We start from the raw sequence: 24,703 nt of genomic DNA, 5'->3' as shown, positions 1-24,703 counted from the left end.
GAGCTGACATGCGATCATTTTCTTTCGGGACCACGCTGGCGATGGGCGCCGCCCTCGCGCTTTCCGCGACGCCGGCGCACGCCGAACTGGTCAATGCGAAAAACCCGGCCACGATCAAGGCGATCGTCGAGTCGCAAGGATGGCCCGCCACGCTGGTCAGCAAGGCCGACGCGGACCCCTATATCGAAAGCAGCCGCAACGGGCTCAAGTTCCTCATCATCTTCATGAACTGCGAAGACCATAAGAATTGCAAGACGCTGCAATATTACATGGGCTTCAGCGACGCCAAGGATGTGTCGCTCGACCGGTTCAACCAGTGGAACAAGGAAAAGCGCTTCGCGCGCAGCTACAAGGACGACGAGGGCGACCCAGTCCTGGAGATGGACGTCGACGTGGATTTTGCGGGCATCCCGCGCGAGAATCTGGGCGAGACCTTCAACACCTGGGCCTCGCTGATGGACAGCTATCGCGAGTTTATTTTCGAGAAGTAAGACGCCGTCCTTTTTCGTCACCCCGGACTTGATCCGGGGTCCCGCTAGCGGGCGTCGCTAAGCGGGATGCCGGATCAAGTCCGGCATGACGATGGGGACAGGATCGCGATCACGCGTTGCGCAGCGCGCCCGCGACGAGTTTCTGCAGCTTGCTATGCACCGCGCCGCTGCCCGCGATAAATTCGCTGCGCTCGATCGCACGGTCGCCGCCACGAAAGTCGCTGACGAAACCGCCCGCTTCACGCACCAGCAATATGCCGGCGGCGACGTCCCAGATGTTGAGGTCGCTTTCCCAGAAACCATCGAAACGCCCCGCCGCGACCCAGGCGAGGTCAAGGCTCGCGGCACCGAAGCGGCGGATTCCAGCAACCTCGGGCGCGACCGCGCCGAAGATGCGGCTCCACTGCGCCATGTCGCCATGCCCCATGAAAGGGATCCCGGTCGCGATCAGGCATTCGTTGAGATGACGGCGCGACGCGACGCGCAGGCGCCGGTCGTGCAGCCATGCGCCGCGGCCGCGTTCGGCCCAATAGCTTTCGTCGGTCACCGGCTGATAGATCAAGGCCGCGGTGACGTCGCCCCAGCCGCCGCCGAGCTTCGGTTCCTGCACCGCGATCGAGATCGCAAATTGCGGGATGGCGTGAAGGAAGTTCGAGGTGCCGTCGAGCGGGTCGATGATGAAGCGCGGCTTGCCCGGCTCGCCCTTGATCTCGCCGGCCTCTTCCATCAGGAAGCCCCAGCCCGGACGCGCGTGGGTCAGCTCGTCATAAAGCGTGCGCTCGGCGGCCTGATCGGCCTTCGACACGAAGTCGGCCGGCCCCTTTTGCGAAACCTGCAGATGCTCGATCTCGCCGAAATCGCGGCGCAGTTTCGTGCCGGCCTTGCGCGCGGCGCGTTCCATGACGGTGATGATGCCCGATACGGCCATAGCTAAATCTCCCCCCTCCCACTTGCGGGAGGGGTCGGGGGAGGGAATGTTTCTACCGGGAAGCGCCCGCCCTCGACAGACCCTCCCCTAACCCCTCCCGCCTTCGGGAGGGGAATTCTCAAGCGTCCCTCCCGCCTGCGGGAGGGGAACTCAATCAATCCGCGCGGCGGACATATTCGCGGTCATAGACATTGACCACGATCCGCGTGCCGCTGGTGATATGCGGCGGCACCATGACGCGCACGCCATTGTCGAGGATCGCGGGCTTGTAGGACGACGACGCCGTCTGGCCCTTCACCACCGCGTCGGCCTCGACGATCGTCGCTTCGATCTGCTCGGGCAGTTCGACCGAAATCGGGCGTTCTTCCCACAGTTCGAGCACGACTTCCATGCCGTCCTGCAGGAATTCGTGCGCGTCGCCGACGACTTCCTTCGAGATGTTGATCTGCTCGAACGTGTCCTTGTCCATGAAGACGAGATCGTCGCCCTCGGCATAAAGATACTGGAAATCCTTGGTGTCGAGGCGGACCTTCTCGACCGTGTCGGCGCTGCGGAAACGGTTGTTGAGCTTGCGCCCGTCGATGAGGTTCTTGGCTTCGACCTGCATATAGGCGCCGCCCTTGCCCGGCTGGGTGTGCTGGATCTTGGTGACCTTCCAGATGCCGCCTTCATATTCGATAATATTGCCGGGACGGATTTCAACGCCGGTGATTTTCATCGCGCACACTCGCTTCAACAAGGATGGAAAGAGCCGCCGGCGCGCGTAGCCGCACACCGGTTCAGGAGCGCGCCCTTAGCGGCGGACGCGGCGAAGGGCAAGCGATCCGTACTCAGGCGGTCGTTTCGACGGCTTTGCGGGTTCGCGCATAGCTCGTCAGGATGAGCACGACGAACAGGCCGACGCCGACCAGAATCGACGGCACATGGAATCCATCGCCAACGACCGCGAGCGGCGCATCGCTGTCGGTCGCATAGACGAGGCCCGCGTAGAGGACGCCGAACAGGCTCTCGCCGACGATCATGCCCGTCGCGGTCAGGACGCCCATACGGTGGGCAAAAGCCGGATTCGCGCGGCGGTCTGCCCAACGGTCATAGAACCAGCCGCCGACCGCGCCGATCACCACCGGCAGGATCACCGCCATCGGCAGATAGATGCCGATGCCGATCGCGAGCGGCGGCAGGCGCAGCTTCTTCGCGCGGCCGAGCAGTTCGTCGACGATGACAAAGCCCACGCCCGCAAGCGCGCCATAACCCAGCATCGCCCAGTTGAGGTCGCCGCCGAGCACGCCCTTGGCGAGCGAGGAGATGAGTCCCGCCTGCGGCGCGGCGAGCGCGTTCGGACCGGCGCCGGGAACGCCGACGAAGCCCACCGTCTCGTTCAGCACATTGAGCACCGACGGCACGACAAGCGAGCCGAAGACGACGCCGATGATCAGCGCGACCTGCTGCTTCCACGGCGTCGCGCCGACGAGCTGGCCAGTCTTGAGGTCTTGCAGATTGTCGTTCGAGATCGTCGCGATACCGAAAACAATGCCGGTGACGATCAGCGCATAGGCGACCATCGCCGCGCTCGCCTCCGCGCCGCCACCGCGTCCAAGCAGCCCGACGAGCAGCAGCGACGAGGCGATGATCGCGAGGATACCGATCCCCGAAACGGGCGAGTTCGACGCGCCGATCAGCCCGGCCATATAGCCGGTGACCGAGGCGATCATCAGGCCGATGACGATGACGAAGACCAGCGCCCCGGCAATCAGGATCGCCGCCGACCCCGCCAGCGGCCCGCCCGCGAGCACCGACCACAGCAGCCATGCGATCGGCAGCAGAATCAGCAGCGAACCGCCGAACACCCAGCCGATGGCGATATCCTGCTCCTCGACCGCGAGCGCCGTGCCAGCATGGCGCGCCTTGCTCGCCGCCATCGCCGAGCGGATGCCGCCGATCACCGGCCCGGCGATCTTGAGCAGAGTCCAGAGCGCGGCCACCGCAATCACCCCCGCACCGAAAAAGCGGACATCGTCGCGGAACACCGTGTTCGCGATCGTTTCCGCATCGGGTCCGGCGACACCCTGGGTCAGGATCGGCAGCAAGATCCACCAGCCGACAACCAGTCCGACGAGCTGTGCGAGACCGACCGACAGGCCGACGAGATGGCCGACGCCGAACAAGGCGAAGCCGAGGCCGCCCGAGATGCCCGTCGCGCCCGCGCCCACCTTGAACCAGCGCGACACTTCGGCGGCGGCGAGCTTCATCTGCGTGAGCAGCGCGAAGCCGGCGGAGATCAGGCTGTTCCACAGCAGCGCCGACAGCCCGGCCTTGTTCTCGGCCGCGCCTTCGGCGCTGGCGGCGCCGACGTGCAGCACCTCGGCCGCGGCGCGGCCTTCGGGATAGGGCAGATCAGCATCGACGACGAGTGCGCGGCGCAGCGGCACCGAGAAGAGCACGCCCAATATGCCGCCGAGCATCGTGATCGCGGTGGTTTCCAGCATCGGGAAACCCTGCCAGTAACCGACCATGACGAGCCCCGGCAGCACGAAGATGATCGCCGCGAGCGTGCCCGCGGCGCTCGCGATCGTCTGGACGATATTATTCTCGAGGATCGTCGCCCCCGACATATAGCGCAGCAGCGCCATCGAAATGACCGCGGCGGGAATCGAGGTGGCAAAGGTCAGCCCGACCTTCAGCCCCAGGTAGACGTTCGCCGCGGTGAAAGCCAATGTCAACACCCCGCCGAGCAGGATCGCGCGCAGCGTCAGTTCGCGCACGGCCAGGCCGTTCTGCTTCTCGTTCGTCATCAGATACTCCCTCACCGCAACCTGTCGCGGGCGGCGCGCTTCGAGGCAAGCGAAAAGGCGATGAACCGAAGCGGATTTGACGCATCGATCCAATATAACGGCCCGCGCCCGATTCATAAGGCGCGCATGATGAATATCGATCTTCCCGACCGGGCTCCGCCCCGCACGCCGCCGAAGCCCGCCCGGCGCCCCACGCCTTGCGCTGGCCTGTTCGGCTGGCGCAAGAGCGACAATGACAAGTCCGGCAAGACGCCCGATCGCGAGCATCCGTTGGCCTAATTCCTTTTCCTTACTCCCGCTCTCGCTCCCGTCAGCAGCGGATAGGGATTGATCGGCTCGCCATCCTGCCAGCCGCTTCCCGGCACCGTCGCGAGCATCTGAAAATGGAGGTGCGGAAAGGCCGGGTCGGCATTACCGCTGGCCCCGACCGTCGCGATCACCTGTCCGCGCTTGACCGCCTGTCCTTCGGCGAGGCCGCGGCGATAGCCCTGCAGATGCGCATAATAGAGGATCAGCCGACCGTCCGCCGAACGCTGATAGATGGTGAGTCCACCGCGTTTCGACGCGAACAGTTTCTCGATCCGCCCGTCCATCGCCGCAAGCACGGGCGTGCCGAGCGGCGCCTGAATGTCGATCGCATGGTGAATGCGTCCTCCAGCGCGGTCTTTGTCCCAGCTATCGACGAGATCCGACGCGCGCATCCCCTCGACCGGGATGATGATGTCGGGTTCAGGCGCAGCTCCAATCGCGGCGAAAGCGGCCACGGCGCAGAAAAGCCTGAGCCCGGTCCCCGTCACCCCGCCATCAGCTTATCGAACATCCGCACCGCTGCCGCCGGGCCCTCGGGATGCGCCCAGACGCCGCCCGACACCGCGAGGAAATCCGCGCCCGCCTCGATCAATACCTTGGCATTGTCGACGGTAATCCCACCGATCGCAACGCAGGGCAGCTCGAACAGCCCCTGCCACCACGTCAATATTTCAGGATCGGCCTGGTGCTCGACCGCCTTGGTGGTCGTCGGAAAAAAGGCGCCGAACGCCACATAGTCGGCCCCCGCCTCGCCCGCTTCCATCGCGAGGTGACGGCTGTCGTGGCAGGTCACGCCGATCTGCGCGCCCGGCCCCAACAAACGTCGCGCCTCCTGCGGGTCGCCGTCGCCCTGTCCCAGATGGACGCCGTCGGCGCCGAGCCGCTTCGCGAGCGCCATGTCGTCGTTGACGATGAAGGCGGTATCGTGCGCGGCGCAGATCGCCTGCAACGGCTCGGCGAGCCGCGCCGCCTCGTGCTGGCTCACATCCTTGACGCGGAACTGGAACGCCGCGACCGGCGCGGCGGACAGCGCCTCCTCGAGCTTCGCGAGAAAATCGCCCCCGACGTCGAGCGGAGAGATCAGGTAAAGCTGGCAGGCTGGCGTGGTCATGGCGGGTTCATAGCGACGCGGCGATTATCCCGCAAATGCAGAACATGCCGCGCCTCGCCCTTTCCCTTATCGCTGCCGCTTTCACGCTGTCCGCCTGCGCCACGACGCCGCGTGGCGGCGATGGGCCGCCGCCGCTTCCCGACGCGAGCAGCGTCGCACTCGGCCAGCGTGCCTATGCCGACGGGCCGATCATTCAACCGGTCGCGGTTCTGGAGGACAGCCGCTGCCCCGAAAATGTCATGTGCGTCTGGGCCGGGCAGCTTCGCCTGAAGATGCTCTGGGTTCGCCCCGGCGGACGATCGCAGCCGTTCGAGGTCATATTGGGCAAGCAGACGCCGCTCGCCGACGGCACGATCCTGCTCGAAAGCGTTTCGCCCGCACGCCGGACCGATCGCCCGATCAAGCCCGAGGACTATCGCTTCGCTTTCCGCTTCATGGGCGGGCTGTAAGACATATTCGTCATTGCGAGCGAAACGAAGCAATGACGGCGTGTGTTGCTCAACGCACCCGCGCCAGCACGAACCCGTCCCAGCCCTTCGCGCCCACCGTCTGGATCGCGGTCGCGTCGAGCCGTGGATCGGCGCTCAGCCGGTCGAACAGCACGCGCGTCCCCGCGATCCGTTCGTCGCCGCTGTTCGCGTCGAGCACGCCGCCTTCGCGCACGACATTGTCGACGACGATCGTCGTGCCGCTGCGCCCGAGCCGGATCGCCTCGTCCACATAAAGGGCGTTGTTCTGCTTGTCGGCGTCGATGAAGACGAAATCGAACGGTGCGCCCGTCGCCATCGCGGCCAGGCTGTCAGCAGCCGGGCCGACCCGGATATCGACCTTGTCGGCAACGCCCGCCCGCTCCAGATTCGCGCGTGCCACCGCCGCGTGATGCGCTTCGAGTTCGAGCGTCACCAGCGCGCCGCCCGCGGGCAGTGCCCGCGCGAGCCAGATCGTCGAATAGCCGCCGAGCGTTCCGACTTCGAGGATGCGCTTCGCGCCCGCGGTCTGCGCGAGCAAGAACAGCATCTTGCCCTGCGCCGCCGACACGTCGATCGGCGGCAGGCCCTGCGCGGCGTTATGGGACAGCGCGGCGGCAAGCACATCGTCGTCGCCGAGCAGTTTCCCGGCGATATAATCGTCGACGGCTTGCCAGTCGGCCGCCATCAGGCGACCGAGGCTGCGTGAATCTCGTCGATCGCGCCGCCGAGCGAGGCGTTGAACGCGTCGTCGCTCATCTGGTGGCGCAGGTCTTCGAGCAGCGCACGGCTGAAGCTGGCGATGATGCCGGGATTCTTCGCCAGTTCGACGCAGGCTTCTGGGCGCGCAAAGCCACCCGACAGTGCGACGACGCGCAGCACCTTCGGATGATCGACGAGCGGCTGGAACAGGCCCGATTCGGTCGGTAGCGACAGCTTGAGCATCACCGGCGCGCCATCCCAGGCGTCGAGTTCGGCCAGCATTTCCTGAAGCAGCAGGCGGTCGGCGGCGTCGCGCTCCACGCTCTTGATGTTCACTTCGGGCTCGATGATCGGGACCAGGCCGTGCGCGGCGATGCGCTTCGCCTCGGCGAACTGCTGGCGCGCGATCGCCTTGATCCCCGCCGGATTGGCGAGGTTGACGACGCTGCGCATCTTGGTGCCGAACACGCCCTTGGCGACCGCGCGGTCGCACAGCGCGTCGAGGTCGGGCATCGGCTTCATGAGCTGGACGCCATCGGCCTCGGCTTCGAGCCCCTTGTCGACCTTCAGAAAGGGAACGACGCCGCGTTCCCAGAGCAGCGCCGGGACCGGCTTGCCGCCCGCCTCGCCGTCCATCGTGCGCTCGAACAGGATCGCGCCGATCACCTTTTCGCCGTTGAAGCAGGGCGCCGTGACGATGCGGCTGCGCATTGCGTGGATCAGGCCGAACATCTCCTCGTCGTTCGCATAGGCGTCTTCCTCGATGCCATAGCCCTTCAATGCCTTCGGCGTCGAACCCCCGCTCTGATCGAGCGCGGCGATGAACCCCTGTCCCGATTTGATCTGGTCGAGCATGGCGGCATTGGCGGTGGTCATAACATCTCCGGTTGGTTGCATACGTATGTTGCAGCGCGCATAGCTTTCCGGCGGGCCGGAAGCAAATGCGCGAGAAAATCAGGCCTTGAGCGCGTCAACGCCGGGCAGCGGCTTGCCTTCCATCCATTCGAGGAAAGCGCCGCCCGCGGTCGAGACGAAGCTGAAATCGCCGGCGACCCCGGCATGGTTGAGCGCCGCGACGGTATCGCCGCCGCCTGCGACCGAAATCAGCGAGCCTTCGCGGGTCAGCGCTGCGGCGGTCTTCGCCAGCGCGACCGTCGCGGTGTCGAAGGGCGGCGTCTCGAATGCGCCGAGCGGGCCGTTCCACACCAAAGTGCGGCAATTCTTGAGCACGTCGGCGAGCGCCTCGACTGCGGCGGGGCCGACGTCGAGGATCATCTCGTCGGCCGCGACCTCATGCACGTTGACGATGCGCGTCGGCGGATTGGGCGCGAACTCCCTCGCGACGACGACATCATAGGGAAGATGGATCGTGCAGCCCGCGGCATCGGCGGCGTCGAAGATCGCGTTGGCGGTATCGACGAGGTCATGCTCGCACAGCGACTTGCCGACATCGACCCCGCGCGCGGCGAGGAAGGTGTTCGCCATGCCGCCGCCGATGATCAGATGATCGACCCGCCCGACAAGATTGCGGAGCACGTCGATCTTGCTCGACACCTTGGCGCCGCCGACCACCGCGGCGACCGGATGCGCAGGATTGCCGAGCGCGGCATCGAGCGCGTTGAGCTCGGCTTCCATCGCGCGGCCCGCATAGGCCGAGAGACGGTGCGCGATGCCCTCGGTCGACCCATGCGCGCGGTGTGCGGCCGAAAAAGCATCGTTGACATAAAGATCGCCGACCTCGGCGAGCGCGTCGGCAAAGGCGGGGTCGTTCTTCTCCTCGCCCGGGTGAAAGCGCGTATTCTCGAGCACCGCGACGTCACCCGGCGCGAGCACCGCGACCCCCGCCTTGGCGCCTTCGCCGATGCAATCGGGGATGAACATCACCGAATGACCGAGCACGTCGGCGACCCCGTCGATGACGAGGCTCAGCGACTGGGTCGGGTTCTTCGCGCCCTTTGGCCGTCCGAAATGCGCGAGCAGCAGCACGATCGCGCCCTTGTCCGACAGTTCGCGGATCGTCGGCATCGCCGCACGGATGCGCGTATCGTCGGCAACCGCGCCGCCCGCCATCGGAACATTGAGATCGACGCGGACCAGCACCTTCTTGCCGGTGACGTCGCCGATGTCGTCGAGGGTCTTGAAGCTGCTCATCCTAACTCCGATCGCATGTGCCCCTGCGAAAGCAGGGGCCCATCTCCTATGCTCTCCTTGCCCGCCATCGGCCGTTCGATATGGATACGGCCCGTGATGGGCCCCTGCCTTCGCAGGGGCACGGACGGCTTACAGCAGCCCCGCGATTACGCCCGCGGTGTCGATCATGCGGTTCGAGAAGCCCCATTCATTGTCGTACCAGCTCAGCACGCGCACCAGCTTGCCGTCGATCACCGCCGTTTCGAGGCTGTCGATGGTCGAGCTGGCCGCATTATGGTTGAAGTCGATCGAAACCAGCGGCTCCTCGGTATAGCCGAGCACGCCCTTCAACGGGCCTTCGGCCGCAGCCTTGAGCACCGCGTTGACCTCTTCCGCGGTCGTGTCGCGCGACGGCGTGAAGGTGAGGTCCACCACCGACACATTCGGGGTCGGAACGCGGATCGACGACCCGTCGAGCTTGCCCTTGAGTTCGGGCAGGACCAGGCCGACGGCTACCGCCGCGCCGGTCGAGGTCGGGATCATCGACATCGCGGCGGCGCGGGCGCGGCGCGGGTCGCTGTGGATCTGGTCGAGGATCTTCTGGTCGTTGGTATAGGCGTGGATCGTGGTCATCAACCCGCGCTCGATACCGATCGCCTCGTGCAGCACCTTGGCGAAGGGCGCAAGGCAGTTGGTGGTGCAGGATGCGTTCGAGATGATCAGATGATCGGCGGTGATCTGGTCGTCGTTGACGCCATAGACGACGGTCAGGTCGACTTCCTTGGCGGGAGCCGAGATCAGCACGCGCTTGGCCCCGGCGTCGAGATGCTTCTGGCCGCCGGCCTTGTTGGTGAACAAGCCCGTGCATTCCATCACGATGTCGATGCCGTTCGCGGCGTGCGGCAGGGCAGCGGGATCGCGCTCGGCGGTCACCTGGATGCGCTTGCCGTTGATGATCAGGTCGTTGCCGTCGACTTCGACGCTGCCGTTGAACGCGCCATGCACCGAGTCATGGCGGAGCAGTCGGGCATTCGCCTTTGCATCGCCAAGGTCGTTGATCGACACCAGTTCAAGGTCATGGTCGGTACGCTCCAATATGGCGCGCGCCACATTGCGGCCGATGCGTCCGAAACCGTTGATTGCGACTTTCACTGCCATGTCGGGGAGTCCTTTCTGCGGAGGAGGCGGTCGGTGCTTAGTGGCCGAGGCGCGCCAAAATCTGGGGGGCAATGGCCTCGACGGTCAGGCCGAAATGCCGGTAGAGATCGTCGATCGGCGCCGATGCACCAAAGCTGTCGATGCCGAAGCGCAGGCCGTCGCGGCCGGTGTAGCGTTCCCAGCCGAAGGTCGTGCCGGCTTCGATCGAGACGATCAGCGCATCGGCAGGCAGAATGTCGGCTTGATAAGCGGCGTCCTGCTCGTCGAACAGCTCGGTCGAGACCATCGAAACAACGTCAGCGCCCTGCCCCGCCGCCTCGAGCCTGTCGGCGATTTCGAGCGCGAGCGAGACTTCGGAGCCGGTCGCGACGAGCACGACCTTGCGCGCCGCCGACGCATCGCGCAGGCGATAACCGCCTTTCAGGCAAAGATTTTCAGTGACGTCATGACGCAGCGGCGGCAGATTCTGGCGGGTCAGCGCTAGCAGCGACGGGCGGCTGTCCTGCGCCAGCGCGATCGCCCAGCATTCGGCGGTCTCGACCGCGTCGGCGGGGCGCATGACGAGCAGGTTCGGCATCGCGCGCAGCGATTGCAGATGTTCGATCGGCTGGTGCGTCGGGCCATCCTCGCCGAGGCCGATGCTGTCGTGAGTCATTACATAGACGACGCGCTGCCGCTGCAGCGCCGACAGGCGGATCGCGGCGCGGCAATAGTCGGCGAAGACGAGGAACGTGCCGCCGTAAGGGGCGACGCCACCGTGCAGCGCCATGCCGTTCATCGCCGCGGCCATGCCGAATTCGCGAATACCGTAATAGACATAGCGGCCCGAATAATCGCTTTTCGTCAGCGGCTTGGTCGACGATGTTTTCGTATTGTTGGAACCCGTCAAATCGGCGCTGCCGCCGACGAGCGCGGCGATGTCGGCGGTGAGCGCGCCCAGCGTATTTTCCGACGCTTTGCGCGTCGCCACCTTCGGCGGCTCGGCGACGAGACCGTCGAGATAGGTCTTATACGCAACGCCCGGCACCAGCTTGCCGCTCAGGCGATCTTCAAAATCCCTTTTCTTTTCGTTGTTTGCGAGACGATCATTCCATTCGGCGTGAAGCTTTTCGCCCTTCTCCCCGAACGCTTTCCACGCATCGGCGATGTCGGAGGGAATGACGAACGGCTCGGCAGTCCAGCCGAGGGTGGCGCGCGCCGCGGCAACCTCGTCGGCGCCGAGCGGCGAGCCGTGGGTCGCGGAAGTGCCCTGCTTGTTCGGCGCGCCGAAGCCGATCAGCGTCTTGCACGCGATCAGCGACGGGCGGCCCGCGGCAAGCGCACCGTCGATCGCGCGGCGGATGTCGGCGGGATCGTGGCCATCGCAGCTATCGACGTGCCAGCCGGTCGCGGCATAGCGCGCCCGCACATCCTCGCTCGTCGACAGGTCGGTCGATCCGTCGATGGTGATCTTGTTGTCGTCCCACAGCACGATCAGGCGGCCGAGTTGCAAATGCCCGGCAAGACCGATGGCTTCGTGGTTGATGCCCTCCATCAGGCAGCCGTCGCCGGCGATCACCCAAGTGCGGTGATCGACCAGATCGTCGCCATAGATCGCATTGAGGTGCCGTTCGGCGATCGCCATGCCCACCGCGGTCGCCAGCCCCTGCCCCAGCGGCCCGGTCGTCGTCTCGATGCCCGCAAGCTCGAAATTCTCGGGATGCCCGGCGCACGGGCTGCTGAGCTGGCGGAAATTGCGGATGTCGTCCATCGTCGGCCGCGCATAGCCCGCAAGATGCAGCGTCGCATAAGCGAGCATCGAGCCGTGCCCCGCCGACAGGACGAATCGGTCGCGATCGGCCCATTTCGGATCCGAAGGGTCGAATTTCAGATAGTCCGAATAGAGGACGGTGGCGACGTCGGCCATGCCCATGGGCATCCCCGGATGGCCGCTGTTCGCGGCCTGGACGGCGTCCATCGCAAGCGCGCGGATGGCGTTGGCGAGCTGGCGTTCGGGCAGTGTCATTTGTCCCCCGGAAAAGGATGTGAAGATGGCCGGATTCGGTGGGGACAGCCCTTCGCGATGGTGGGCGCCGGAGTCAACCGCCGCGGCACAAAATAGCAGCTATTTCGGCGCGGAGAGGCGATTGCACCCCATGTCCGGCGCTGCTAACCCATGGACATGGAACTCGACCTTGACGAATCCAGCCTGGCCATCGGCCGCATCGAACGGGCGCTGAGCCGGATCGAGACGGTGCTGACCGAACGGGCGAATCGCCCCGCACCCGAATCCGCTCCGCCTCAATCCGCGCCCAGCGACCAGTCGGCGCTGAAGGCCGAGGTCGTGGCGGTGATCGGCGAGCTCGATCGGCTGATCGCGGAGGCGAAAAATGGCTGACGTCAAGCTCAGCATCGCCGGACGCGCCTACGACGTCCATTGCGCCGACGGACAGGAACCGCAGCTTCTGAATCTGGCAACCGTGGTCGATGAAAAGGTCCGCGCGATGCCGGGCGGCACCGAAGTCCGTCAATTGCTCTTCGCGGCGCTGATGCTCGCCGACGAGGCGCAGGAAGCCAAGGGCAAGGCCGCCAAGGCCGAGCCGCAATCCGACTCGCTCCGCGCCGCGGTGGCGCTCGCCGAAAGCCGCGAAGCGCAGGCGCGCGACGAGCTGAAAGCCGCGCTCGCCGAACTCGATGCGCTCAAAAAAGCGCCGCCCTCGAACCCGACGCCCCCAAACCCGACGAGCGCCAAGCCGTCGCACGACCGCGCACTGCTCCAGATCGCCGACCGTATCGAGACGCTGGCGACGCGGATCGAGCAAATACCCTAAATCCCTTGAGACCGCGCTGCAGCCGCCCTACATAGGGGGCGGCGGGCACTGCCCGGTACGAGCTTTTGCGAAAATCCCTGAGGCGATACATCATCCTAGGGGGCTGTCCCTGCCCGGACCCTGGTCCGACGTATATGGTCCCCACCTGACGTTACTGGCGTCAGAGGATCTTCCAGCAAACGACCCACGGTGGTCCCGCCACCCGCCATCACATTTCAGAGGAGCGGAAACGCCATGCTTTCCGACAGCCTCGCCCAGCAGAAGCAGAAACTCCGCGCGAAGCTACGTTTCCGCCGCCGGCATTTCGCCGCCAATCTGGACGCCATGGCGCGGCTGACGGCGTTTCGCGCCCTGCCCGCGCCGCTTGCCGATCTCGTCGCGGCGTCCGGCCCTGTCGCCGCTTATGTCGCCTCGGGCTCCGAACCCGACATATTGCCGATGTTGACAGAGGAAACATTGGCGCTTCCCCACCATGACGGGCGCGTCGAAACGATGGATTTCCGCCGCTGGCAGCCCGGTGCCCCGCTCGTCAAAGGCCCATGGGGAACGCCGCAACCCGCCGACGACGCCGAATACCTGCGTCCCGGCCTGATCCTCTGCCCGCTCGTCGGCTTCGACCGCCATGGGGGGCGCCTCGGCCAGGGCGGGGGGCATTATGACCGCTTTTTCGCGGCCTATCCCGATATCATGCGGATCGGAATCGCCTGGTCGGTGCAGGAAGTTGACACTGTTCCCATCGAGCCGACCGACGCGCGGCTCGACGCCATTCTGACCGAACAGGAATATATCGTGACCGGAGACCGACTGTGAGCCAGCTACCCGCCGACCCGCCGCCGAGCTGGCGCAAGCCCGCCGGTATTTTCATGATCCTGCTGCTGATCGCGCTGTGGGCGACGCTGGTTGTCGCGCTGTCGCCGTGGATCGGCATCTGGCCGGTCCTGATCCAGGCGATCTTCTACCTCGTCGCGGGCATCATCTGGGTGCTGCCACTGAAGCCACTGCTGCGCTGGATGGAACTGGGACGGTGGCGCGGCTGAAGCGCCGCGCCGACCCCGTCGAACTCTGGTTTTGATGGTCCCAAGCTGCGGTGGCCATTTCGCCCGAAAGGGCAGGAAATGGCGCGAGTGACGGGGCTCGAACCCGCGACCTCCGGCGTGACAGGCCGGCACTCTAACCAACTGAGCTACACCCGCGTGTGCTTGGGAGCAGCGCCAATATGCGCCGCGCTTCGGCCTGTCAACCGTCGCTATCGCCCTTTGTGCGATTTAATCGCTCGCGCATCTCATCGGTCGTCGTCAGCGTGCCGCGCTCGAACAGGAAACCCGCAAGATCGGGCGTTCCGGTCGAGTGGAGGACAGTCTGGAGGATCAGCAGAAGCGGCACCGCGAGCAGCGCCCCCGGCGTCCCCCACACCCACCCCCAAAAGCTCAGTGACACGAGAATCAGCAGCGGATTGATCGTCAGCCGCCGCCCGAGCACCAGCGGCGTGACGAGATTCGCCTCGACCAGATGCACGCCGATGAAGATCAGCGCGGGCAGCAGCGCAAATCCGACCGCGTCGAACGTCATCAGCCCGCCGAGCCCGAGCAGCACCGCGGCGACGATCGGTCCCAGATAGGGCACGAAATTGCACAAGGACACGATCCCGCCCCACATGAAGGGCGACGGCATCCCGAGCGCCCAGAGCAGCAGCGAGACGATGAGCCCCAGAATCGCGTTGATCATCGTGATCGTCGCCAGATAGTCGGCGGTCGCATCGACGACATTCTGGATCACCCGCGCGGTCTGCATCGCCCCGTCGAAGCTGCCGCGGCGACGGATCGTCCCACGCCGCAGCCGCGTCCAGCCGGCAAGGAAGAAGAAGATGACGAGCACCGCGAAGAAAAGCTGGATCGCCGCCGCCGGCGCCGCCGAAATGAAATAATCGACCACCGATGACGGCGCCTGCGCCGCGACCGCCTGCGCCGTCGCCTCGGTTCCGCTTGCCACGGACATCAAGGTTCGATCTACAAAACGTTGAAAACTCGCATAAAAATCGATAAGCGGAGCCAGGTTGCTCTGGATACGCGGAATGGATTCGGGAATCCGCGCGAACCAGCCGGTCGCGGGCACGACGATGATCGCCAGCGCCGCATTGACCAGCATCAGGAACGCCGCGAGCGACAGGAAAGCCGCCAGCCCCGACGGCACGCCGCGCCGCTCGAGCCATTCGAGCAGCGGCACCAGCGCGATCGAGATGACGATCGCCGCAGTCAGCGGCAGGAAGAACTCCGCTCCCGCCTGCAAGGCAAAGGGCAAAGCGAGGCAGAAGGCCGCGCCGACGATCAGCGCCAGCGCCGCAAGCAGGCGGTCGCGCCGGAAATCGTCGATTTCGATCTGATGCAGAGGACCGGAGCGCGCCGGTCGCGTGTCCTTGCTCCCCCTGTCCTCGGCCACGACGTCTGACTCCCGCTTAACCGCTTCATCCTACGCGAGCTTTCCGCGCCGCGCCAGCCGTGCCGGATTCGCGGACGGATTATTCCGCATGTCCCGATACGGGTCAAAATCCCATTTTCTATCGGTATTTTAACCAGAAATTTTTCTTTTTCCGCGATGGCGAATTCCAAGGACCAGCTTTGGAGTCAAAATCATGGTGAAAGCGCCTGTGGGGGGCGCGAAGCATCATTCGCTTCTTCTTCCCTCCTGTTCAGTCATCGCGCTCGTCGCGACATGCATCATGCCAACCGCGGCCCACGCCGCGGGAACGCTCGCCGGCACGACGATCAGCAATACCGCCAGCGCCAGCTTCGATAACGGCGGCGGCACGCAGACGATCGATTCGAACCGCGTCGATCTGAAAGTCGATGAGTTGCTCGACGTCACCGTCGCTGGCAACGCCACCGACGTGCCGACGGCGCCCGGAGCGACGAACCAGGTACTGACCTATCGCGTCACCAACACCGGCAACGGCCCCGAAGCCTTCGCGCTCAGCACGATCGCCAACGTCGGCGGCGACAATTACGATCCCGTCGTCACGCAGATCTTCATCGACGCCAACGGCAACGGCACCTGGGATCCGACCGACACCCTCTATGTGGCGGGGTCGGAATCGCCGCTTCAGCCCGATACGGCGATGACCCTGTTCGTCCTCGCGACGACGCCGGCGTCGGCTGTCGACGGCAATCGCGGGATCGTCACGCTTGTCGCTGCGGCAAAGACCGGCACCGGCGCGCCCGGCACCAGCTTCGCGGGCAAGGGCGAAGGTGGCGGCGATGCGATCGTAGGTTCGACCGGCGCCGATGGACAGGACAATGGCGCCTACAAAGTGTCGGCGGCGACCGTGACGCTCGTCAAATCGGCCGCGGTCGTCGATCCGTTCGGCGGCAGCGAACCCGTTCCGGGCGCCACCATCACCTATACGATCACCGCGACCATCGCCGGATTGGGCTCGGTGAACGGCCTTGCGATCACCGACAATGTGCCTGCGGACACCGCCTATGTCGTCAATTCGATCAAGCTCGGCGCCACGGGGCTGACCGACGCGACCGATGCCGATGCGGGCGATTACGACGGCACGCGAATCCGCGTTCAACTCGGCACAGTCGCGGGCGGCCAGACCCGCGCCGTTACCTTCAAGACCAAGATCAAATGATGGAGATGCGTATGCGTATCGCTCTTATTCTTTTGTCGGCCGCTCTTGCGCCTGCTCCGGCGCTTGCGGCAAACCAGGTCGCGCTCGACAACAGCGTGTTCGTCGAACGGGTGACCACCGACGCCAGCGGCAAGCAGCGGGTGCTACTCGAGGAACCGAAGATCGTCGTTCCCGGCGACCGGCTCGTCTTCGTGCTCAACTATCGCAACGCCGGTGCCCAGGCCGCCGACCGCTTCGTGGTCACCAATCCGATGCCGTCGGCGGTCCGCTTCGCCGATGCGGGCGACACCCGGCCGATCGTCTCGGTCGATGGCGGCCAGACCTGGGGCACGCTCGACACGCTGACCGTTCCGCTCGCCGACGGTAGCCGCCGCCCGGCGCAGCCCGCCGATGTCACGCACATCCGCTGGGCGTTCCAGAAGCCAATCCCGGCCGGGGGCGCGGGGAAGCTCATGTTCAGGGGAATCGTCAAATAACGACGTAATCAAAACCGCTTAACGGTTGCCGGCGGTGGGGAATTTGGCAGCCAATCAAGCCTGGGGATTCAGCTATGACCAGCAAGCTGACTTACTGGGGGACCATCGGTGTGGCAGCGGCGTCCGTCGCTGCCGCCGGCCCGGCCTATGCGGCCGGGACGACCGCGGGAACCTCGATCACCAATACCGCTACCATCGACTATAAGGTCGGCGGCGTTTCGCAAGGTCAGGAGAGCGCGTCGAACAGTTTCACCGTCGACCGCAAGATCAACCTGCTCGTCGAAGAGGTGGGGACCGTCACGACCAATGTCGTGCCGGGACAGAGCAATGCCGTCACGACCTTCCAGCTCACCAACAGCTCGAACGAAGTGCTCGACTTCGCGCTGGCGGCGACGCAGATCACCGGCGGCACCGCCTCGCATGGCGGAACCGACACGTTCGATGCGACCAATATCCGTATCTATCGCGACAATACGGCGAGCGGCGTAGTCGGTGACTGGGACGCGGGCGACGCGCTCGTCACCTATATCGACGAGCTCGCGGTCGACACGCCGACCCGCCTGTTCGTCGTCGCCGACATTCCGGCGGGCCTCGCCAACAATGCCGTTGCCGGGGTGACGCTGCGCGCCACGGCGCGCGAGGGCGGCACGGCGGGCACACAGGGCCTGGCGATCACCCAGACGACCGGCGCGAACACCGCGGGCAAGGATACCGTCTTTGCCGACATCGCGGGGGTTGCGGGCGATACGGCGCGCGACGGCTCGCACAGCGACAACGACGACTATACCGTCCAGACGGCGACGCTCGCGGTCACCAAGACCAGCCGCGTCATCTCGGATCCGTTCAACCTGACGAGCAATCCGAAGCTGATTCCGGGCGCCGTCGTCGAATATTGCATCGCGGTCGCCAACAGCGGCAGCGCCGACGCGACCTCGGTGGTCATCACCGACCCGGTTCCGGGCCAGTTGACCTTCGTCACCAGCTCGATCCTGCTGAACGGCACGGTCACCGGCGGCACCTGCAACGCCAATGGCGTCGCGGGCGGCAGCTACACGAATCCGAACGTATCGGGGACGATCGCGACCGTCGCGGCAGGCGACACGCGCACGCTCGTATTTCGAGCCACGGTCAACTGACCGGACGGAATGACGGGGCAGCGGGAATAGGCGAATCGCCTGCCTCCCGCTGCCCTTTCGGGACCAGCGATGCCATTCCGCCAAGCCTATATGTCCTTCGTGGCCGCTGTGGCCGCGGCAGCCCTGCTGCCTGCGGGGCCCGCGCACGCGCAGGTGATTTCCAACACCGCGTCGGCCGAATGGACCGATGGCGGCCAGCCCGGCCAGATTATGTCGAACCGCGTCGACGTTACCGTCCGCGCCCGTCCGCCCGAACAGCCGGTGATCAAGACCTATCGCCTCGTCGGGAGCGGCGGCGACAAGACCGCGCCGCTCGTTCCGACCCGCTGCGCCGCCGCCAATCCGGGCGCGCGCGCCGCCGCCGGCAGCCTGATCCAGCTCGCCGGCGCCTATGCCGGCCTTTCGACCGCCCCGGCCTCGCTCCAGAGCAGCGATGCGTTTCGCGCCGGCGAAGTGCTGGTTGTCGGCGTCGCGCTCGCCTCGGCGAACGTCGATCCGAAGGCGATCGACACGCTGCCGGTAGTGCTCGATCTCGCGAACGGCGACAGCGAGCGCATCACCCTCACCGAAACCGCCGCGAACAGCGGCGAGTTCGCGGGCTTCATCAACACGATCGGGGTTCCGCCCGCCGTCGTCGCGGGCGATTGCCGCCTGTCGGTCGATCCGGGATCGCCGATCCAGCTCCGCGTCACCGACCAGGCCAACGCCAGCCTTGTCGCGACGGCGACGATCGATTTCCTCGTCGACCCCTTCGGAATGGTGTTCGACAGCGGCGACGGCTCGGCGGTTCCGGGCAGCCGCGTGACGCTCATCGACACCGCGACCGGCCAGCCGGCGCAGGTGTTCGGCGACGACGGCGCCTCGGCCTATCCCGCGACGATCGTGACCGGGCAGGACGTCACCGACGCGAGCGGGCGGGTCTACAGCTTTCCCGCCGGCGACTATCGCTTTCCCTTCGTCGCGCCCGGCTCCTACCGCCTGATCGTCGAGCCGCCCGCACCCTATAGCGCGCCGTCGAAATCGAGCGCCGTCGATCTCGCGGGCCTGCGCCGTCCCGACGACGGCCAGCCCTTCACCATCACCGACGCGAGCTACGGCCGCGTCTTCACGCTCGACAGCCCGGCGCCGGTGCGGGTCGACATTCCGGTCGACCAGCCCGGCCTGCCGCTCGTGCTGCGCAAGACGACGTCGACCCAGACCGCGGTTCCGGGCGACGTCGTGCAATATCGTATCGAAGTCGCGAATCGCGACGCCCGTCGCTCGACCGGTGCGGTGACGGTCAGCGACACGCTGCCCGCCGGGCTGCGCCTGCGCACCGACACGGTGCGCGTGGACGGCGCACGCGTCGACGCCGCCGTCAACGCCAACGGCCGCGATTTCACCGTCGCCCTACCCCCGATCGCGCCCGCGGGCAGCGTGCTACTCACCTATATCGCCGAAGTCACGGTGTCGGCGCAGCCCGGCAGCGCGCTCAACCGCGCCTCGGCCGCCGACAATCGCGGGACCGAGAGCAATGTCGCCGAGGCGACGATCGCGATCAAGCGCGACCAGCTCGGCGACCGCATGACGATCATCGGCCGCATCACCGACGGCGGCTGCGCCGTGAACCCCACCAAGGCGCCCGGCATCGCGGGCGTCCGCGTGATGCTGCAGGACGGCAGCTACACCGTCACCGACGAAGGAGGCCGTTATCATTTCGAAGGCGTCCGCCCCGGCCTGCATGTCGTCCAGATCGATCCCTCGACGCTGCCGCTCGACCGCGAAGCCGTCGATTGCGCGCGCTCGACCGCAAGCGCGGGCAGCGCAATCTCGCGCTTCGTAGAGGGTCGCGGCGGCTCGCTGAAGCGCGCCGACTTCCGCGCCGCCGCCGCTGCGACGCGCACCGCGCCCGACAGCGTGAAATTCAAGGCGCCCAAGCCGATGAGCGACCCCGACGCCGCCGGCGCACACCGCGACTGGCTCGCGGGTCAGGCGCCGGGCATCGGCTGGCTCTTTCCCGACATCGACCATAATCCCCGCACCAAGGCGATCCGTGCCGCGATCAAGCACGCGCCGGGCCAGAAAGTCGCGCTGACGATCAACGGCAAGCCCGTCGATCCGCTGACCTTCGAAGGGGTGAGCAAATCGGCCGACGGGCAGGTCGCGGTCAGCCTGTGGCGCGGGATCGAGATTCGCGAAGGCGACAACCGCCTCGCCGCGACGGTGACCGACGCCAGTGGCGCGGTCGTCCAAACGCTCGAACGCAGCGTCCATTATGCGATCACCCCGATGCGCGCGACGTTGATCCGCGAAAAGTCGGTGCTGGTCGCCGACGGCGTCACCCGCCCGGTCATCGCCGTGCGCCTGACCGACCGCGACGGCAAGCCGATCCGATCGGGCCTGACCGGCGATTTCAGCGTCCCCGCGCCCCATTATCCCGCCGTCGAGGCCGACGCGCAGCAGGCGCGCCAGCTTTCGGGCCTCGAACGCGCGCAGCCGGTGTGGCGCATCGATGGCGACGACGGCATCGCTTATATCGAGCTCGATCCGACGACCGCGTCGGGCACGCTGACGATGGATTTCGCCTTCCGCGACGACAAGGTCGAGCGCAAGCAGACGATCGAGACCTGGCTCGATCCCGGCGACCGTCCGTGGATCGTCGTCGGCTTCGCCGCGGGCACGATCGGCTACAACACGCTCGACGACCGCATGGAGCCGGTTGCCGAGACGCTCGACGATCTCGACGCCGACGCGCGCCTCGCGCTCTATGCCAAGGGGCGCGTGCAGGGCAAATGGCTGATGACGCTGGCCTATGACAGCGACAAGGATCAGGACGACGCACGCTTCGGCGGCGTGATCGACCCGCGCGCCTATTACACCATCTACGCCGACCGGGGCGAAACACGCTACGACGCGGCATCGGTGCGCAAGCTCTATCTGCGCCTCGAACGCCTGCAATTCTATGCGATGTTCGGCGATATCGAGACCGGGATTTCGGAACCGCAGCTCGCCCGCTACCAGCGCGCGCTCAACGGCGGCAAGGCCGAGTATCGCGGCCGCAACATCGCCGCGACCGCCTTCGCCGCCGATACCCCCTACCGCTTCCGCCGCGACGAGATTCAGGGCAACGGCCTGACCGGCCCCTATCAGCTCGGCGCACGCGACATATTGCCGAACAGCGAGCGGATCGTCATCGAGACGCGCGACCGGCTGCACAGCGAGCGGATCGTGAACAGCGTCACGCTGACCCGCAACATCGATTACGACATCGACTATCTGGCGGGCACGCTGCGTTTCCGCGCGCCGGTGCTCAGCCGTTCGTCAGCGCTCGACCCGCAATTCATCGTCGCCGAATATGAGGTCGATGGCGTCGGCGAGCACGTGTTGAACGCGGGCGGCCGCGTCAGCTACCGGTCAAGCGACGAGAAACTGCGCGTCGGTGCGACCTTCATCCACGACGAGGACAACAGCGCAAAGACCGACCTCGGCGGCGTCGACGCGCGCTATCGCCCCGACGCCGATACGGAGGTCCGCGCCGAATATGCGGTGAGCGACGCCAAGGCGAAGAACGGCGGCGCGGCGGCGGGCACCGCCAAGGCGTGGCTGATCGAGGCCGAACATCACAGCCGCAGCATGGACGTTCTCGCCTATGTCCGGGAACGCGAAGCGGGCTTCGGCACCGGCCAGCTCAACAGCGGCGAGGACGGCACGCGCAAATTCGGCTTCGATGCCCGCGTCAAGGCCAGCCGCAGCCTGTCGCTGACGGGCAGCGCGTGGCAGGAGGATTATCTGAACGTCGATGCGCGCCGCCGCGCCGCCAAGGCGCTGGTCGAATATGACAATGGCACCACCGTGATGCGCGCGGGCCTGACCCATGCCGACGATCGCCTCACCGACGGATCGCGCAATACGTCCGACATCGTCCAGCTCGGCGCGACGCAGCGATTGTTCGACAAGAAGCTCGAACTCGACGCGCAGACCGAATTCGCGCTCGGCGGCGACGACGCCAGCGTCGATTTTCCGACCCGCCATCGCATCGGCGCACGCTATGCGGTGACGCGCGACGTCAATCTGGTCGGCAGCTACGAGATCACCGACGGGGACACGGTCAAGGCGCGCACCGCCCGCCTCGGCTTCGATCTCGCACCCTGGGCCGGCGCTCGCCTGCTCGCGACCGCGAACCAGCAAGACATCGGCGAATATGGTCCGCGCAGCTTCGCGGCCTACGGCCTGTCGCAGTCGCTCAAGCTCGGCGAACGCTGGTCGGTCGACCTGTCGGTCGACGGCAACCGCACCCTCGGCGGCATTCGCGCCAAGGACGTGCTCAACGTCGATCAACCCGTCGCCTCGGGCGGCTTCCTCGGCGACAATGGCACGCTGACCGAGGATTTCCTCGCGATCAGCGCGGGTGCAACCTATCGCACCCCGTGCTGGACGCTCACCGGTCGCGCCGAATATCGCGACGGCGAACTCGCCGACCGCACGGGCCTGACGCTCGGCGCCCTCCGCCAGCTCGGCGAAGGCCGGGCTCTCGGCGCGCTCTTCACCTATGCGAAAGCGAGCGGCAGCGGCACCACGCCCACGACCGAAGTCATCAGCTTCGAGGCGAGCTGGGCGCATCGCCCCGCCGATTCGCAGCTTTCGTGGCTCGACAAGGCCGAATTCCGCTCGGACAAGGTGCGCGGCGCGGTCGCGGGTCAGGCCGGGCCGGTCGGCGGCGCCGCGCTGACGATCGACGGCGACGCGACGAGCCGCCGCCTGCTCAACAGCCTGTCGGTGAACTGGACGCCGCTCAAAGGGCGCGGAGGAGAATGGACCGAACGCGCCGAGATCGGCTTCTTCTGGGGCACGCGCTACAGCTTCGACCGCTTCGGCGAGGACGACGTAAGGGGCTGGTCGAACCTGCTCGGTGCCGATTTCCGCTTCAACCTCGGCGAGCATGTCGATGTCGGCGCCTCGGGAACCGCGCGCATCGGCACCGGCGGCGACACCATCGCCTGGGCCGCGGGCCCGACGCTGACGCTGGCGCCGATGAAGAATGCCAACGTCACCCTGGGCTATAATTTCGCGGGCTTCCACGACCGCGATTTCGAGGACGCGCGCTTCTCGCGCTCGGGCGCCTATGTGACCTTCAGGCTGAAGTTCGACCAGACGAGCTTTGCTGGATTGGGATTGTAACACCCCGTCATTGCGAGCGAAGCGAAGCAATCTCCAGCCCTCGCCCCGCACGGCCGATAGCTGGAGATTGCTTCGTCGCTACGCTCCTCGCAATGACGAGGCTTATCAGTCCGCGAACAGCAGCACCGGCGTCTCGATCAGCTTCTTCAGCGCCTGAACATAGCTCGCGGCGTCCCAGCCATCGACGACGCGGTGATCGCAACTGATCGACAGGTTCATCAGCTTCGCGCGGCGAATATCGTCGCCGTCGAACACCGGGCGCTCGACGATCTTGTTCGGCCCGATGATCGCAACCTCGGGCCGGTTGATCACCGGCGTCGTGGCAATACCGCCGAGCGGGCCCAGCGACGTCACCGTCAGCGTGCCGCCGGTCAGTTCCTCGACCTTCGCCTTGCCGGTGCGCGCAGCTTCGGCGAGGCGCGTGATTTCCGACGCAAGCTGCCAGACATTCTTGTCCTGCGCGTCGCGGATCACCGGGACCATCAGCCCCGCATCGGTCTGCGTCGCCATACCGAGATGCACGGCGCCATAGCGCGTGACCACGCCGCCCTCGTCATCGTAGCGCGCGTTGATCATCGGAAACTGCGGGATCGCGCGGCAGATCGCAACGATCAGGAACGGCAGCATCGTCAGCTTGGGCCGCTGGCCGCGGTTGGCGTTCAAATCGGCGCGCATCGCCTCGAGCGCTGTGACGTCCATTTCCTCGACATAGGTGAAATGCGGAATGGCGCGCTTCGACGCCGCCATATTCTCGGCGATCTTGCGACGCATCCCGATGACTTTGACCGGCTCGTCGGCGCGCGCCCGGCTCGCGCCGGAGGCGTGATAGCCCTGCCCGGCGCTGTAACGTAGAAAGGCATCGAGGTCGGCATGGCGAACGCGGTCGCCCTCGGCCTGCACCTGCGACAGATCGACGCCGAGATCGTGGGCGCGGGCGCGGACGGCGGGGGAAGCCAAAACCGGCTTTCCATGCCCCGTTTGTCCTGAGCTTGTCGAAGGACTGTTCTTCGCTTCCGGAGACAATGATGGCGCTTCGACAGGCTCAGCGCGAACGGGTTCCGGTGTGGGTGCAGACTCCGCCACCGAAATCTCTTCCGCGCCAGGGTTTTCCGCGACGATCTCTTCCTCAACCGCTTCCTCCGTGGGAGTTTCCGCAACATCGCCCTCGGTCTCGATCACCGCGAGCGTCGACCCGATCGCAACCATGTCGCCGACCTCGCCCGCCAATTCGACGACGATCCCCGTCACCGGCGATTCCATTTCGACGGTCGCCTTGTCGGTCATCATGTCGGCAAGCTGCGCATCTTCCTCGATGCGGTCGCCTACGCGCACGTGCCACGCGACGATTTCGGCCTCGGCAATGCCTTCGCCGATGTCGGGCAGACGGAATGAATAGCGGGCCATG

Annotated in this window: 23 protein-coding genes and 1 tRNA gene; 11 read left to right on the top strand and 13 right to left on the bottom strand. The window is 66.1% G+C overall.

The window, feature by feature from the left end; all coding sequences use genetic code 11:
* Positions 1 to 8 precede the first annotated feature (8 nt).
* Entirely contained in the window at positions 9 to 491 is a 483-nt protein-coding gene (locus tag VHO04_RS12165) for a YbjN domain-containing protein (protein ID WP_329628525.1), read from the top strand.
* A gap of 109 nt (positions 492 to 600) precedes the next feature.
* Here VHO04_RS12165 and VHO04_RS12160 read toward each other — a convergent pair whose 3' ends face one another.
* From VHO04_RS12160 to VHO04_RS12150, 3 genes are all read right to left on the bottom strand, one after another.
* Positions 601 to 1,419, bottom strand: coding sequence for an inositol monophosphatase family protein (locus tag VHO04_RS12160; RefSeq protein WP_329628524.1), 819 nt, complete (start codon positions 1,417 to 1,419; stop codon positions 601 to 603).
* Positions 1,420 to 1,573: 154 nt separating this feature from the next.
* A complete protein-coding gene (efp, locus tag VHO04_RS12155) occupies positions 1,574 to 2,137 on the bottom strand; it encodes an elongation factor P (protein WP_297660157.1) in 564 nt (187 codons plus the stop codon).
* 112 nt (positions 2,138 to 2,249) lie between these two features.
* Entirely contained in the window at positions 2,250 to 4,211 is a 1,962-nt protein-coding gene (locus tag VHO04_RS12150; protein WP_329628523.1) for an OPT family oligopeptide transporter, read from the bottom strand.
* A 126-nt stretch (positions 4,212 to 4,337) separates the two neighbouring features.
* Between VHO04_RS12150 and VHO04_RS12145 the strand changes: the two genes are divergently transcribed.
* Entirely contained in the window at positions 4,338 to 4,490 is a 153-nt protein-coding gene (locus tag VHO04_RS12145) for a hypothetical protein (RefSeq protein ID WP_329628522.1), read from the top strand.
* Here VHO04_RS12145 and VHO04_RS12140 read toward each other — a convergent pair.
* Both VHO04_RS12140 and thiE read right to left on the bottom strand, forming a co-directional pair.
* Positions 4,487 to 4,975 (bottom strand): M23 family metallopeptidase, encoded by a 489-nt coding sequence (locus tag VHO04_RS12140; protein WP_329628521.1) that lies wholly within the window; start codon positions 4,973 to 4,975, stop codon positions 4,487 to 4,489. The two genes, VHO04_RS12145 and VHO04_RS12140, sit on opposite strands and share 4 nt — an antisense overlap.
* Positions 4,976 to 5,004: 29 nt before the next feature.
* A complete protein-coding gene (thiE, locus tag VHO04_RS12135; protein WP_329628520.1) occupies positions 5,005 to 5,631 on the bottom strand; it encodes a thiamine phosphate synthase in 627 nt (208 codons plus the stop codon).
* Between the two features lie 44 nt (positions 5,632 to 5,675).
* Here thiE and VHO04_RS12130 point away from each other — a divergent pair, with 44 nt between their 5' ends.
* Positions 5,676 to 6,080 (top strand): hypothetical protein, encoded by a 405-nt coding sequence (locus VHO04_RS12130; RefSeq protein ID WP_329628519.1) that lies wholly within the window; start codon positions 5,676 to 5,678, stop codon positions 6,078 to 6,080.
* A 49-nt stretch (positions 6,081 to 6,129) separates the two neighbouring features.
* Here the strand turns inward: VHO04_RS12130 and VHO04_RS12125 are convergent, their stop codons facing one another.
* The 5 genes from VHO04_RS12125 to tkt all read right to left on the bottom strand — a co-directional run bounded on the left by VHO04_RS12125 (position 6,130) and on the right by tkt (position 12,093).
* A complete protein-coding gene (locus VHO04_RS12125) occupies positions 6,130 to 6,786 on the bottom strand; it encodes an O-methyltransferase (protein ID WP_329628518.1) in 657 nt (218 codons plus the stop codon).
* The gene (locus VHO04_RS12120) at positions 6,786 to 7,655 is read right to left on the bottom strand and encodes a fructose bisphosphate aldolase (protein WP_329628635.1); all 870 of its coding nucleotides are present in this window, start codon (positions 7,653 to 7,655) and stop codon (positions 6,786 to 6,788) included. Before VHO04_RS12120 ends, VHO04_RS12125 begins: the two co-directional genes overlap by 1 nt.
* A 99-nt stretch (positions 7,656 to 7,754) precedes the next feature.
* Positions 7,755 to 8,951, bottom strand: coding sequence for a phosphoglycerate kinase (locus VHO04_RS12115; RefSeq protein WP_329628517.1), 1,197 nt, complete (start codon positions 8,949 to 8,951; stop codon positions 7,755 to 7,757).
* Between the two features lie 129 nt (positions 8,952 to 9,080).
* Positions 9,081 to 10,088, bottom strand: a complete 1,008-nt coding sequence (gene gap / locus VHO04_RS12110; protein ID WP_329628516.1) for a type I glyceraldehyde-3-phosphate dehydrogenase — start codon at positions 10,086 to 10,088, stop codon at positions 9,081 to 9,083.
* Between the two features lie 37 nt (positions 10,089 to 10,125).
* Entirely contained in the window at positions 10,126 to 12,093 is a 1,968-nt protein-coding gene (tkt, locus tag VHO04_RS12105; protein ID WP_329628515.1) for a transketolase, read from the bottom strand.
* Between the two features lie 156 nt (positions 12,094 to 12,249).
* Here tkt and VHO04_RS12100 point away from each other — a divergent pair, with 156 nt between their 5' ends.
* The 4 genes from VHO04_RS12100 to VHO04_RS12085 all read left to right on the top strand — a co-directional run bounded on the left by VHO04_RS12100 (position 12,250) and on the right by VHO04_RS12085 (position 13,935).
* Positions 12,250 to 12,465 carry a hypothetical protein gene (locus VHO04_RS12100; RefSeq protein ID WP_329628514.1) on the top strand — a complete coding sequence of 72 codons (216 nt, stop codon included), beginning with the start codon at positions 12,250 to 12,252 and terminating at the stop codon, positions 12,463 to 12,465.
* Complete coding sequence (locus VHO04_RS12095) at positions 12,458 to 12,898, top strand: cell division protein ZapA (protein ID WP_329628513.1); 441 nt, start codon at positions 12,458 to 12,460, stop codon at positions 12,896 to 12,898. Before VHO04_RS12100 ends, VHO04_RS12095 begins: the two co-directional genes overlap by 8 nt.
* Before the next feature lie 234 nt (positions 12,899 to 13,132).
* Complete coding sequence (locus VHO04_RS12090; protein WP_329628512.1) at positions 13,133 to 13,708, top strand: 5-formyltetrahydrofolate cyclo-ligase; 576 nt, start codon at positions 13,133 to 13,135, stop codon at positions 13,706 to 13,708.
* Entirely contained in the window at positions 13,705 to 13,935 is a 231-nt protein-coding gene (locus tag VHO04_RS12085) for a DUF2842 domain-containing protein (RefSeq protein WP_329628511.1), read from the top strand. Before VHO04_RS12090 ends, VHO04_RS12085 begins: the two co-directional genes overlap by 4 nt.
* Before the next feature lie 79 nt (positions 13,936 to 14,014).
* Here VHO04_RS12085 and VHO04_RS12080 read toward each other — a convergent pair.
* Together VHO04_RS12080 and VHO04_RS12075 are read right to left on the bottom strand one after the other, a co-directional pair.
* A tRNA-Asp gene (locus tag VHO04_RS12080) sits at positions 14,015 to 14,091 on the bottom strand.
* Between the two features lie 43 nt (positions 14,092 to 14,134).
* The gene (locus tag VHO04_RS12075; RefSeq protein ID WP_329628510.1) at positions 14,135 to 15,334 is read right to left on the bottom strand and encodes an AI-2E family transporter; all 1,200 of its coding nucleotides are present in this window, start codon (positions 15,332 to 15,334) and stop codon (positions 14,135 to 14,137) included.
* A 280-nt stretch (positions 15,335 to 15,614) separates the two neighbouring features.
* Between VHO04_RS12075 and VHO04_RS12070 the strand changes: the two genes are divergently transcribed.
* From VHO04_RS12070 to VHO04_RS12055, 4 genes are all read left to right on the top strand, one after another.
* Positions 15,615 to 16,529, top strand: coding sequence for a hypothetical protein (locus VHO04_RS12070; protein ID WP_329628509.1), 915 nt, complete (start codon positions 15,615 to 15,617; stop codon positions 16,527 to 16,529).
* Between the two features lie 11 nt (positions 16,530 to 16,540).
* Complete coding sequence (locus VHO04_RS12065; RefSeq protein WP_329628508.1) at positions 16,541 to 17,005, top strand: hypothetical protein; 465 nt, start codon at positions 16,541 to 16,543, stop codon at positions 17,003 to 17,005.
* 74 nt (positions 17,006 to 17,079) lie between these two features.
* Positions 17,080 to 18,141 (top strand): hypothetical protein, encoded by a 1,062-nt coding sequence (locus VHO04_RS12060; protein ID WP_329628507.1) that lies wholly within the window; start codon positions 17,080 to 17,082, stop codon positions 18,139 to 18,141.
* 90 nt (positions 18,142 to 18,231) lie between these two features.
* Positions 18,232 to 23,298 carry a hypothetical protein gene (locus tag VHO04_RS12055; protein ID WP_329628634.1) on the top strand — a complete coding sequence of 1,689 codons (5,067 nt, stop codon included), beginning with the start codon at positions 18,232 to 18,234 and terminating at the stop codon, positions 23,296 to 23,298.
* Between the two features lie 105 nt (positions 23,299 to 23,403).
* Here VHO04_RS12055 and VHO04_RS12050 read toward each other — a convergent pair whose 3' ends face one another.
* Positions 23,404 to 24,702, bottom strand: coding sequence for a dihydrolipoamide acetyltransferase family protein (locus VHO04_RS12050; RefSeq protein WP_329628506.1), 1,299 nt, complete (start codon positions 24,700 to 24,702; stop codon positions 23,404 to 23,406).
* Position 24,703: the final 1 nt, after the last annotated feature.

It is taken from the genome of Sphingopyxis sp. (assembly GCF_036261875.1).
Taxonomy (GTDB): domain Bacteria; phylum Pseudomonadota; class Alphaproteobacteria; order Sphingomonadales; family Sphingomonadaceae; genus Sphingopyxis.
This window is presented reverse-complemented; position numbering and strand designations above follow the sequence as displayed.